Consider the following 12,031-nt stretch of genomic DNA (forward strand, 5'->3'; position numbering starts at 1 on the left):
TGCCGTTCGACTTGCATGTGTAAAGCATGCCGCCAGCGTTCAATCTGAGCCAGGATCAAACTCTTCAGTTTAATCTCTGTTTGTCGAAACCAGCATTGCTACCGGTTTCGAACCCCTTCCATTGGTCGGGGTTCGCTCACTCAAAATACTGACCGTTACTCATTGCTGAGCAACGCATTTCTTTTTTGTGAACATTTGATAATTTAAGTATTCAAGAGCCGAAGCCCTTGGCACCTTCATCAAACGCCCACACTTATCGACTGTAAATTGTTAAAGAACTGTATTCGGTACTGCCTTGCTGCACTCGACGAAGCGTTGTGTTCGTCAGCAGCAGAGAAGAGAGAGTATGCGGCGTTTTGCGTTTCTCGTCAACCCCTTCGTTTCCTTCGCTGTCGCTGCCTTGAGGGCTGCTTCTGCGTCGGAGGCGAGATCATATCAAAAGCCGTCGCGTCTTACAAGTGGTCGGAAAATTCACGGCTTTCGTCCCGCAGGTTCGCAGCTGTCTATTACCCGGCATGTCGTGTGTTGCGAAATTGAGAATATTCTTTGTTATGAGCGGTAGCGTACAGTACGCCACATGCCGAAAGGTAATAATTCTTCCTGAGGCCGAGTGATCCAGAGCCTCCCGGTCAAATGAGCAACATTGCTTTTTAGATTATGATGCTGGTTTCCGCCCCATGATGGTTGGACTCCGGCCTTGGCCGCGGATGTATCTGGGACGCCGGCTGCTGCTATCACGTTGAGCAACAATCAGACCACCATATAACTTACTTACCGACTGAAGACAGACAATGAAAAATTCGAGCAAACTCGCCGCACTGATCGCACTGGCCTGCGCAACCATGACGAGCGCCGCTTCGGCCCAGGATATGGCTCCACAGGCACCTGTGCAAGCCCAGGCAACCGTGAACCCTGACTGGGCGAACACCGCCTGGTACATGGGTGCAGGCGTTGGCCGTACCCGTGCCGACATCTACAACAACGACCTGGCAAACCGCATGTCGGCTGCTGGTGCGCCTCTGACTTCGTTCAACGCAGATAACCGCGATACCGGCTACAAGCTCTTCGTCGGCAAGAAGTTCAACCGCTACATCGGCGTGGAACTGGGTTATTTCGACCTGGGCGATTTCTCCTTTGACGCTCGCAGCACCGCCGGCCGTACCCTGCGCGGCGAAACCGACTTCCGCGGCGTGAACCTGGACCTCGTCGGCACCCTGCCACTGACCGAACGCCTGTCGCTGCTGGCCCGCGCCGGCGTCCAGTACGCAAAAGCACGCACCAGCTACAGCGGCAACTTCCTGAACGCCGTCACCAACCCGAATCCGCCAAACGAAGGCCGTCGTCATGCCAAGATCGGCGTGGGCGCAGAATTCAAGCTGTCCGAAGCCCTGGCACTGCGCGCTGAAGTCGAGCGTTACCGCGTGACCGACGGCGTGCAGAACAACGGCGACGTCGACATGGCGTCGGTGAGCCTGGTCTACAAGTTCGGCCGTCCAGCCAAAGTCGCTTACGTTGCACCAGCAGCGCCAGTGGCCATGGCACCTGCAGCGCCAGTCGCCGCACCAGTGGCGCCGGCACCTGAGCCAGTGCCAACCTCGGAAAAAGTCTCGATCGCAGCGGAAGCGCTGTTCGATTTCGACAAGTCGGTCGTCAAGCCGGAAGGCAAAGCCGCACTGGACGAGTTCATGACCAAGCTGGAAGGCATGAACACCGAAGTCATGATCGCCGTCGGCCATACCGACTCGGTCGGCACCAACGCCTACAACGACAAGCTGTCGATGCGCCGCGCCGATGCAGTCAAGGCCTACATGGTCTCGAAAGGCCTGGACCCAGCGCGCCTGTACACCGAAGGCAAGGGCGAAACCCAGCCAGTGGCTGACAACGCAACTGCCGAAGGCCGCGCCAAGAACCGCCGCGTGACCATCGAAGTGGTCGGCACCCGCACCACCAAGCAGTAATCCCGCTTGACCCAAAAAACCGCCCGGCGCAAGCCGCGGCGGTTTTTTGCATTCTGGCTGCAGGTAACCCGCCGACCGTCCACAAACCTTGATGTGTGCGCTTTTGGCAAATACTTTTGCTGTGCGCGGTACCGAACGGAGCCGGACCTGCCGAAAGGTAATAGTTCTTGCCAGAAGCCCGCCCTACTCATGGCTCCGATGTTTTCGCCCCTGCGCATATTCCATGCGGTCGGTAGCGGAAACGGCACTCCTCTCGAAAGCACCAATTGAACATCTTCAAACGCTATACCAAAATACTCCTCTGCTCCGCCGGATTTGTCGGTGCGGCTTTCGTCGCCGGATGCGGTGGTGGCGACCAGGGCCGTGAGCCCATCCTGGGCGTTCCGGCTGCGGACCTCGTCAGCGTTGCGGTAACGCCAGCGACGCCTTCGGTGGCGATCGGCGCTGCCCAGCAATTTATCGCGACTGCCGCCTATTCCGATGGTTCGGCGCGCGACGTGACCAAGGTGGCCGCCTGGACCTCGGCAATGCCGGCCGTGGCAACCGTCAACCCTGTCGGCGGCATGGCGGTCGGCGTCAACGCAGGCAGCTCGGCTGTGACCGCCGCATTTGAAGGCAGGACGGGATCGGCAATGCTGACAGTGGTGCCGGCGAAGCTGCTGTCGATCGCGGTTGCACCGGCCATCCAGGAACTCAACGTGGGTAGTTCGCAGCAGTTCCTGGCAATCGGCACCTTCGATAACAACACCACGCGCGATATCACTGCTGTCTCGACCTTCGCATCGGCGTCCCCCACCGTGGCCACCATCGACACAAGCGGCGGCAAGGCACTGGCGAAAGCAACCGGAAGCACCGTGATCAGCGCCACCTCTGGCGGCCTGCGCGGCAGCGCAACCCTGAGCGTACTGCCGGCGGCGCCCGTGTCACTTGCAGTCACGCCAGCGACCTCCTCCTCCGCGGCCGGCGCTACCCGCCAGCTCGCCGCCTTTGCCACTTATACGGACGGGTCAGTCATCGACGTCACCGCCAGTACTGCCTTCGTGTCCGCTACCCCGGCCGCTGTCAGCGTCGGCAACGCCGGCCTGATGACCTACGTCGCCACCGGTTCGTCAACGATTACCGCAAGCTTCGCCGGGAAAACCGCGCTGGCCACCGCCACCACCAGCTCCGCTACGCTGGCAAGCATCGCCGTTACGCCATCGAGTGCCTCGGTAAACCTTGGCGGCACGCAGCAGTTTGTCGCAATCGCCACCTTCTCGGATAGTTCGACCGCAGTCATCACGCGCACTGCCGCCTGGACGTCGGCCAATACGGGTATCGCCACCGTACTGAACACTGGCACCGCGACCGGCATCGCTGCCGGCACCACGACCATCACCGCCACGTCGAGCGGAAAATCGGCCAGCGCCAACCTGACCGTGACTACCGCGCCGCTGCCGACGTCGGCATCGATCAACCTGGGTAGCGCGTCCGGCTTCGCCGTGCTTGCCGGTACCTCGCTCACCAACAACGCGGGTGGCACGACCCTGGTGACCGGTGATGTGGGTTCGCCTTCGCAAACTACCGATCCTGTGCTGGCCGGTGGCTTCACCAACTACAAGTCGGGCGCCGTGCTTGCCAACGCACTGGCCGACCTGCAAACCGCCATCACTGACGCCAACAGCCGCACATGCGACGTCACGTTTGCCGGCGACATTGACCTCGGCGGCCTGGTGCTTGCTCCTGGCGTGTACTGCTACGCTGGTGCAATCAGCGTGACCGGCACCCTGACCCTGAACGGTCCGGGCGCCTACCTCTTCCGCACGGCACTGACGCTCAATACCACCGCCAATTCGGTGATTGCATTGACCAACGGTGCGACTGCCGACAACGTGACCTGGGTGCCTGTCGGCCCCACCACGCTGGGCGCCAACAGTGCATTCAAAGGGTCGATCCTGGCGAGGTCTGCCGCCATTACGGTCGGCGACAACACGACGCTGCTGAACGGCCGCGCGCTGTCGGCTGCCGCCGTCACCCTCAGCAACAACAAGATCACCAAATAATTCGCATATATATATAGAAACCCAGAATAATGAAAACTTCCAACACGCTCGCCCTATTGATCGCACTGGCCTGCGCAAGCATGGCCACCGCCCACGCGGCGCCACAGGACACGGCGCCTCAGCAGGCAGCCCCGGCCGACGCAAGCTTCGTGAATCCGGGCTGGGCCAACAGCGCCTGGTACCTGGGTGCCGGCGTAGGACAGTCGCGCGCCAGCATTGATGACACGCGCCTGCGCCGTAGCCTGACGGCAAATGGCGCCACCCTGGGCAGCTTCAATGAAGATGAGCGCGATACCGGTTTCAAGCTGTTTGTCGGTAAGCAACTGAACCGCTATTTCGCTGTCGAGGCCGGTTATTTTGACCTGGGCACATTCGATTTCGACGCGACCACTTCCGGCAGCGGCGCATTACGCGGCGAAGCGGGCTTTCGCGGCGTGAACCTCGACCTGGTCGGTCAAGTGTCGCTGACCCAACGCGTCTCACTGCTGGGCCGTGCTGGCGTGCAGTACGCGAAGACACGCACCCATTTCAGCGGCAACCGGCTAAATGCGGTCACCAACCCGAATCCGGCGACCGAAGGCCGAAGCAATGCCAAGCTCGGACTCGGCCTGGAGTACAAGCTGAGCGAAGCCCTGGCAGTGCGCGGCGAAGTGGAACGCTACCGCCTGAACGACGCGGTAGGTAACCGTGGCGATGTCGACATGGCGTCGCTGAGCCTGGTCTACAAGTTCGGCCGTCCAGCCAAAGCCGCTTACGTTGCACCAGCAGCGCCAGTGGCCATGGCACCTGCAGCGCCAGTCGCCGCACCAGTGGCGCCGGCACCTGAGCCAGTGCCAACCTCGGAAAAAGTCTCGATCGCAGCGGAAGCGCTGTTCGATTTCGACAAGTCGGTCGTCAAGCCGGAAGGCAAAGCCGCACTGGACGAGTTCATGACCAAGCTGGAAGGCATGAACACCGAAGTCATGATCGCCGTCGGCCATACCGACTCGGTCGGCACCAACGCCTACAACGACAAGCTGTCGATGCGCCGCGCCGATGCAGTCAAGGCCTACATGGTCTCGAAAGGTTTGGACCCAGCGCGCCTGTACACCGAAGGCAAGGGCGAAACCCAGCCAGTGGCTGACAACGCAACCGCCGAAGGCCGCGCCAAGAACCGCCGCGTGACCATCGAAGTGGTCGGCACCCGCACCACCAAGCAGTAATCCCGCTTGACCCAAAAAACCGCCCGGCGCAAGCCGCGGCGGTTTTTTGCTTTGGGCGCCAGTACGCCCGTGCCGCATGAACCTCCCGGCGCTTTCGGTACAATGCGCCGGATGACGATCCTGCTTTCCACGCTCAACGCGCGCTATACCCACGCTTCCCTCGGGCTGCGCTACCTGCTGGCCAATATGGGCCCGCTAACGGCGCAAACGTCCATCCACGAATTCGTGATCGGCGCCAAGACCGCCGACCTGGTCGAGCGCCTGCTGGCGCACCAGCCGCGCATCGTCGGTTTCGGTGTCTATATATGGAACGTGGAAGAAACCACCCGCGTCGTGGCCATGCTCAAGCGCGTGGCGCCCAACGTCACGGTGATCCTTGGCGGCCCCGAGGTGTCGCACGAGACCGGCGAGCAGGAGATCGTCAAGCTGGCCGACTACGTCGTGACCGGCTGGGGCGACGTCACCTTCCCCAAGCTGTGCGGCGAGATCCTGAACGGCCCCAGGCCCCTGATGAAGGTGCATGCGGGCGTGCAGCCGCCGATGGCGGAAATCGCCCTGCCCTACGCTCTATATAGCGAGGACGACATCGCCCACCGCACCCTGTACGTGGAAGCCTCGCGCGGCTGCCCGTTCAAATGCGAATTCTGCCTGTCTTCGCTCGACAAGACCGCCTGGCCCTTCCCGCTGGACGCCTTCCTGGAACAGATGGAATCGCTGCACGCTAGAGGCGCACGCCTGTTCAAGTTCGTCGACCGCACCTTCAACCTGAACGTCAAGACCAGCCTGCGCATCATGCAGTTCTTCCTCGACAAGCTGGAAGCGGCGCCGAACGACCCGGTCTACGCCCACTTCGAGCTGGTGCCCGACCACCTGCCGGACGCGCTGAGGGAATCGATCGCGAAATTCCCGCCCGGCGCGCTGCAGTTCGAGATCGGCATCCAGAGCTTCAACCCGGAGGTGCAGGCGCTGGTCAGCCGCCGGCAGGACAATGCCAGGGCGGCCGACAACATCGGCTGGCTGTGCGAGCACTCGCAGACCCACCTGCACGTGGACCTGATCGCCGGCCTGCCGGGCGAGGACGTGGCCAGTTTCGCCCGCGGATTCGACCAGCTGGTGGGCCTGGGCGCCCAAGAGATCCAGTTCGGCATCCTCAAGCGGCTGCGCGGCACGCCGATCATCCGCCACACCGAACCCTTCGGCATGGTCTACGATCCCTACCCGCCCTATACCGTGCTGGCCACGAACCTGATCGATTTCGCCACCATGCAGCGCCTGGTGCGCTTTGCCCGCTACTGGGACCTGGTGGCCAATTCCGGCCGCTTCGCCAACACCACGCGCGTCCTGCTGGGCGAGGCGCCCTTCGACAACTTCATGGCTTTCTCGGACTGGATCTACACCAGGACGGATGCGACCCACCGCATCGCGCTCGAGAAGCTGGCGAAGCTGGTGCAGGAATGGCTGGAGCGGCGCGGCATGCCGCGTGCGGATGCAGCGGCCCTGGTGGCGAGCGATTACGCCGGCAAAGTCGACACTCTGGCGCACAAGCCGGTGGCCGCGCAAGGTAGCCCGGCAGCCCCGGCGCGCCAGGTTCGCCACCTTGCGGCCTGATCAAATCCGTAACGTGTAGCAACGATAACGATTCTCTTTTACACTGGCGCAATGCAGATTGAAAATGCGCCAATATTAACTCTCCAGCATTCCGAGCACAGCGCGGCCCAATCTGTCGTGGCGAGCGGCGTATGGCAAGTCCATACTCTCTCGCGGCGCGGTGTCCTCAAAGGCATCACGCGCACGCTGGCCGCGCTCAAGCACAAGGACAGTATCGCGTGGGACTTGTCGAACATCGAGCGCCTCGACCACATCGGCGCCCAGATGTTCTGGAATGCCTGGGGCAAGCATCGCCCGGGACAGCTCACGCTCGATCCGCGCCAGGAAGAGCTCTTCAACCGCATCGAGAAGGCCGGCGCCATCAAGCTGGCGCGCCACCGCGTCAGCCCGCTGAACTGGCTGATCGTGCTCGGCGCCGGCATCTTGTCGTTTTTCGAGCACCTGCGCGGCTTCGTCACCCTGATCGGCCAGCTGGTGCAGGACCTGTGGCGCTTCATCCGCCACCCGACCACCGGCCCCTGGCGCGAGATCTCGGCCAATATCTACCACTCCGGTTTCCAGGCGCTGGGGATCACGGCGCTGGTCGGCTTCCTGATCGGGGTCGTGCTTTCCTTCCTGTCGGCGCAGCAGCTGCGCATGTTTGGCGGCGACATCTACCTGGTGAACATCCTGGGCATGAGCGTGATCCGCGAACTGGGCCCGCTGCTGGCGGCAATCCTGGTGGCCGGCCGCTCCGGCTCGTCGATCACTGCGCAGCTGGGCGTGATGCGGGTCACCGAGGAACTCGACGCGATGCTGGTGATGGGCATCTCGCACGGCTACCGCCTGATCCTGCCGAAGGTGGTGGCACTGGCCATTTCGATGCCGCTGCTGGTGGTCTGGACTGATGCCATGGCCCTGATCGGCGGCATGGTCTCGGCCAAGATCGAGCTGGGCCTGTCCTTCCGCTACTTCATCCAGAAACTGCCGGACGCGGTGCCGGTGGTGAACTACACGATCGGCCTGCTCAAGGGCTGCGTGTTCGGCGTGCTGATCGCGCTGATCTCCTGCCACTTCGGCCTGCGCATCGAGCCGAACACCGAAAGCCTGGGCCGCGGCACCACCACCGCGGTGGTCACCGCGATCACCCTGGTGATCCTGGCTGACGCGGTATTCGCGATCGTCTTCAACGGCGTGGGGTTCTGATGGCCGACGATAAGAATCAGCTCACCCCGCAGCGCCAGCCGCAGCGCCTGAACAAACGTCCCGAGGAAGACGTCGGGCCGCCGGTGGTCGAGATCCGCAATTTGTGGACGCGCTTCGGTCGCACGGTGGTGCACCAGGACCTGAACCTGGACATCTATGCCGGCGAAATCCTCACCATCGTCGGCGGCTCGGGCACCGGCAAGACCGTGCTGCTGCGCCAGATGCTGGGCCTGGAGCAGCCCTCGGTCGGCTGCGTGAAAGTCTTCGGCGAGGACATCAGCGCGGCCGAGCCGGAACAGCTGCAGCACATGCGCAACCATTGGGGTATGCTGTTCCAGCAGGGCGCGCTGTACTCGGCCCTGAGCGTGTTCGACAACATCGCCCTGCCGATGCGCGAGCTGCGCGCGCTGCCCGAGGACGTGATCCGCGACGCCGTGCTGCTGAAAATGGACATGGTGGGCCTGGGCCCCGAGCACGCCAACAAGATGCCGTCCGATCTGTCGGGCGGGATGGTCAAGCGTGCGGCCCTGGCGCGCGCCCTGGCGCTGGAGCCGCAGCTGCTGTTCCTGGACGAGCCGACCGCGGGCCTGGATCCCGACCTGTCGGACGCCTTTGTGGCGCTGATCCAGACCCTGCACCGCGAACTGAAGCTCACCGTGGTGATGGTCACCCACGACCTCGACACGCTGTTCGCGCTGTCTTCCCGCATTGCCGTGCTGGCTGAGAAGCACGTGATCGCGGTGGGGCCGTCGTGCGACGTGCTGCGGGTCGAGCATCCGTTTATCAAACACTTTTTCCTGGGCCCACGCGGCCAGCGGGCCCTGGAAGTGCTCGAAGAGCGCCAGGCCCAGAACGAATCGGAGGACTGAATATGGAAAACAGGTCGTATGCCCTGATGACAGGCGTCTTCACGATCGCCCTGGTGGTTGCCGCGATCCTGGCCGGAATGTGGTTCAACCGCGACCGCACCGAGCTGGTGCCCTACGAGATCGTGACGACCCAGTCGATCCCGGGCCTGAACCCGCAGGCCACGGTGCGCTACCGCGGCCTGGAGGTCGGCCGGGTCGAAGAGATCGTGTTCGACCCGCGCGTCACCGGCCAGATCCTGATCCGCCTGTCGGTCGAGAAGGATTCGCCGATCACCACCACCACCTTCGCTTCGCTCGGCTACCAGGGCGTGACCGGCATCGCCTTCATCCAGCTGGATGACGACCGCACCGGCTCGCCGCGCCTGGTGCAGCGCGAAGACCAGGTGGTGCGCATCCCGCTGCGTCCCGGCCTGCTCGACCAGCTGGAAAAGCGCGGCCTGGCGATCCTCGAAAAAACCGAGCAGATCACCGAGAGCCTGACCAAGATGGTGGGCCCGGAAAACCAGAAGACCATCATCGGCGCGTTCGACAGCATCGGCAAGGCGGCTGACGCCTATGCTGCCATTCCGCAGAAGCTCGAGCCTACTTTTGAGCGCCTGCCGGCGCTGACTGCAAAACTCGACCGCAGCTTGACGTCGTTCGACTCGGCCGCCGCCAGCGTCGACAAGACCGCCGACAGCTACAACCAGCTGGCCGTGCGCCTGCAGGGCAAGGACGGCCCGATCGAACGCCTGAACGGCGCCATCGGTTCGCTGCAAGGGGCCACCAGCGAACTCGAACTCGAGACGCTGCCGCACGTCGTGCAGATGACCGACGAAGCGCGCGGCGCGTTGCGCGCCGTCAAGCGCACCGCGACCTCGCTGTCCGACCGCCCGCAGAGCATCCTGTTCGGCGCCCCGAGCGCCCAGCCGGGCCCCGGCGAACCTGGCTTCGTGCCCCCGACCAAATGAGGACCACCGTGACCTTCCAACCGCCCCGCTCCTTGACCGCCCTCGCCGCCGCCGCCGTCCTGCTGGCAGGCTGCGCCAGCACCAGCAAGACCCAGGAAAGCACGACCTTTGACTTCGGTGCCGCTTCGAACGCCCAGCAGGCGCCGGGCGCGGCGCCGGCCAACATGCCGGCCCTGGTCGTGATGGACGCCACCGGCCCGGCTGCGCTGGAGAACGAGCGCATGTACTACCGCCTGAATTACGCCGATGCGCTGCAGGCCCGCACCTATGCCAACAGCAGCTGGAGCAGCAATCCCCTGCAGATGGTGACCCAGCGCTTCAAGACCCGCCTGGCGCAGTCGGGCCTGAAGGTGCTGTCGGCCACCGACGCCTCGACCAACGTGCCGATCCTGCGGTTGGAAGTGGACGACTTCGTACACGGTTTCAGCGGCGTGAGCCAGAGCGAAGGCCAGCTGGTGCTGCGCGCCTCGCTGTTCAACGACCACCGCCTGGTCGACCAGCGCAGCTTCAGCCGCAGCACGCCGGCGCCAAGCGCCGATGCCCCCGGCGGCGCGCGCGCCCTCGCCGCCAGCACCGATGCAGTGGCGGCCGACATCCTGGCCTGGCTCGCAACGCTCGATACCCGGACCGGCACCTCCAAGCGATGAGCAGGCTGGATGCCGCCACCGATCTACGTGAACGCCCGCGCGAAGGGCGCGGCTCGCCGATCGCGCGCGCGGCGCTGCTGGCCTACCTGCTTCTGATCATCTACGCCAGCTGGTACCCGTTCACGGGCTGGCGCAACAGTGGCGTGCCGCTGCTGACCTTCCTGAACCTGGTGAGGCCGCGCTACTGGACCGGCTTCGACGTCTCGGTCAACATCGTCGGCTACATCCCCTTCGGCGTGCTGCTGGTGCTGTCGGTTTACCCGCGCATCCGCGGCCTGTGGGCGGTGCTGCTGGCAAGCCTGGCCGGCATCCTGGTCTCCGGCACGATGGAAGTGGTGCAGAACTTCCTGCCCAGCCGCGTGCCCTCGAACCTCGACCTGGTCACCAATGCAGGCGGCTGCATGGTGGGCGCGGTGCTGGGCGCCTGGTGGGCGCGCAGCCTGCTCGACCAGAGCCGCCTGTTCCAGCTGCGGCGCCGCTGGTTCGCTTCCTACGCAAGCCAGGGCCTGGTGCTGGTTGCACTGTGGCCGCTGGCCCAGCTCTACCCGCAAAGCTACCTGTTCGGGCACGGCCAGGTGCTGCCGCTGGTGTCGGGCTGGCTGTCGAAATGGTTCGATACCGACATCGACCTGGTCGTCATGCTGCGCCCGGGAGTCACCATGACGGTCGAGCAGTACTGGCTGTCGGAAACCATCATCACGGCCTGCGGCATGACCGGCGCCGTGCTCACCCTGATGTGCCTGGTGCGCCGCAGCGCACCGCGCTTCCTGCTGATGGTGGTCTTCCTCGCCACCGCGCTGCTGTTCAAGACGTTGTCGAGCTCGCTGCTGTTCCGGCCGGACAATGCCTTCGTGTGGGTGACGCCGGGCGCCGAGGGCGGCTTCATCATCGGCCTGATCATGCTGTCGGGCCTGGTGTTCGCGCCCCAGGTGGCGCAGCGCCGGCTGGCGGTGGTGACCCTGGTGCTGAGCCTGGTCGTCGTCAACACGATCCCCGTGAACCCCTATTTCGTGTCCACCCTGCAGGGCTGGGTGCAGGGCAAATTCCTGAACTTCAATGGCGCGGCCCAGTTCCTGGCCCTGCTGTGGCCGTTCTTTGCGCTGTGGTTCCTGCTGCTGCCCTCCCATAAGCTCAACCGGCAAGAGCCGCGCGCGCATTCTCCGGGCTGAAGCGGCCAGGCCGATTGCCGTATGATTGTGCCTTGGCGCAAAGCGCCGGCTTTACATGAACGAGACCGACATGAACGACGACAAACCATTTTACGAGCACCATGTTTTCTTCTGCATGAATGTGCGCGAGGACAAAGATGCCCGCGGGAGTTGCGGCAACTGCGGCGCCGAAAAGGCGCAGAAGCATGCCAAGAAGCGCATCAAGGAACTCGGGCTGAAGGGCCCGGGCAAGGTGCGCATCAACCAGGCCGGCTGCCTTGACCGCTGCGAGGAAGGGCCGGTGCTCGTGGTCTATCCGGAAGGCACCTGGTACACCTATGTGGACACGGCTGACATCGACGACATCATCGACACCCACCTGGTGGGCGGCAAGGTCGTGGAACGACTGAAAATCTGATCAA

General features: G+C 63.7%; 10 protein-coding genes and 1 rRNA gene. 10 read left to right on the plus strand and 1 reads right to left on the minus strand.

The features are described from left to right. Window positions 1–71: ribosomal RNA gene (locus AC56K1_RS20265) — 16S ribosomal RNA — on the minus strand; the annotation flags it as partial. A gap of 798 nt (window positions 72–869) precedes the next feature. Here AC56K1_RS20265 and AC56K1_RS20270 point away from each other — a divergent pair. From AC56K1_RS20270 to AC56K1_RS20315, 10 genes are all read left to right on the plus strand, one after another. Next, entirely contained in the window at window positions 870–1,958 is a 1,089-nt protein-coding gene (locus AC56K1_RS20270) for an OmpA family protein (protein ID WP_497159671.1), read from the plus strand. A 266-nt stretch (window positions 1,959–2,224) separates the two neighbouring features. Next, the gene (locus AC56K1_RS20275; RefSeq protein ID WP_497159596.1) at window positions 2,225–4,000 is read left to right on the plus strand and encodes an Ig-like domain-containing protein; all 1,776 of its coding nucleotides are present in this window, start codon (window positions 2,225–2,227) and stop codon (window positions 3,998–4,000) included. 29 nt (window positions 4,001–4,029) lie between these two features. Beyond that, window positions 4,030–5,202 carry an OmpA family protein gene (locus AC56K1_RS20280; protein ID WP_497159597.1) on the plus strand — a complete coding sequence of 391 codons (1,173 nt, stop codon included), beginning with the start codon at window positions 4,030–4,032 and terminating at the stop codon, window positions 5,200–5,202. A gap of 111 nt (window positions 5,203–5,313) precedes the next feature. Further along, on the plus strand, window positions 5,314–6,810 hold the full coding sequence (locus AC56K1_RS20285; RefSeq protein ID WP_497159598.1) for a B12-binding domain-containing radical SAM protein: 1,497 nt from the start codon (window positions 5,314–5,316) through the stop codon (window positions 6,808–6,810). Window positions 6,811–6,861: 51 nt separating this feature from the next. Next, window positions 6,862–7,995, plus strand: coding sequence for an MlaE family ABC transporter permease (locus AC56K1_RS20290; RefSeq protein ID WP_497159599.1), 1,134 nt, complete (start codon window positions 6,862–6,864; stop codon window positions 7,993–7,995). Further along, the gene (locus tag AC56K1_RS20295) at window positions 7,995–8,864 is read left to right on the plus strand and encodes an ABC transporter ATP-binding protein (protein ID WP_497159600.1); all 870 of its coding nucleotides are present in this window, start codon (window positions 7,995–7,997) and stop codon (window positions 8,862–8,864) included. The genes AC56K1_RS20290 and AC56K1_RS20295 overlap by 1 nt, the downstream gene beginning before the upstream one ends. Before the next feature lie 2 nt (window positions 8,865–8,866). Then, a complete protein-coding gene (locus tag AC56K1_RS20300; protein WP_497159601.1) occupies window positions 8,867–9,814 on the plus strand; it encodes an MlaD family protein in 948 nt (315 codons plus the stop codon). 8 nt (window positions 9,815–9,822) lie between these two features. Continuing rightward, the gene (locus AC56K1_RS20305; RefSeq protein ID WP_497159602.1) at window positions 9,823–10,461 is read left to right on the plus strand and encodes an ABC-type transport auxiliary lipoprotein family protein; all 639 of its coding nucleotides are present in this window, start codon (window positions 9,823–9,825) and stop codon (window positions 10,459–10,461) included. After that, a complete protein-coding gene (locus AC56K1_RS20310; RefSeq protein WP_497159603.1) occupies window positions 10,458–11,630 on the plus strand; it encodes a VanZ family protein in 1,173 nt (390 codons plus the stop codon). The genes AC56K1_RS20305 and AC56K1_RS20310 overlap by 4 nt, the downstream gene beginning before the upstream one ends. 70 nt (window positions 11,631–11,700) lie before the next feature. Then, window positions 11,701–12,027: a (2Fe-2S) ferredoxin domain-containing protein gene (locus AC56K1_RS20315; RefSeq protein WP_497159672.1), complete on the plus strand. Its 327-nt coding sequence runs from the start codon at window positions 11,701–11,703 to the stop codon at window positions 12,025–12,027. The last annotated feature ends 4 nt before the right edge of the window (window positions 12,028–12,031 follow it).

It is taken from the genome of Telluria sp. ZB4P37 (assembly GCF_059685855.1).

Bases quoted from the DNA above. Each gene is read 5' to 3' on its own strand.
- AC56K1_RS20270 (WP_497159671.1), top strand. From the start codon at position 870: ATGGCTCCACAGGCACCTGTGCAAGCCCAGGCAACCGTGAACCCTGAC.
- AC56K1_RS20280 (WP_497159597.1), top strand. From the start codon at position 4,030: ATGAAAACTTCCAACACGCTCGCCCTATTGATCGCACTGGCCTGCGCA.
- AC56K1_RS20285 (WP_497159598.1), top strand. From the start codon at position 5,314: ATGACGATCCTGCTTTCCACGCTCAACGCGCGCTATACCCACGCTTCC.
- AC56K1_RS20290 (WP_497159599.1), top strand. From the start codon at position 6,862: ATGCAGATTGAAAATGCGCCAATATTAACTCTCCAGCATTCCGAGCAC.
- AC56K1_RS20295 (WP_497159600.1), top strand. From the start codon at position 7,995: ATGGCCGACGATAAGAATCAGCTCACCCCGCAGCGCCAGCCGCAGCGC.
- AC56K1_RS20300 (WP_497159601.1), top strand. From the start codon at position 8,867: ATGGAAAACAGGTCGTATGCCCTGATGACAGGCGTCTTCACGATCGCC.
- AC56K1_RS20310 (WP_497159603.1), top strand. From the start codon at position 10,458: ATGAGCAGGCTGGATGCCGCCACCGATCTACGTGAACGCCCGCGCGAA.
- AC56K1_RS20315 (WP_497159672.1), top strand. From the start codon at position 11,701: ATGAACGACGACAAACCATTTTACGAGCACCATGTTTTCTTCTGCATG.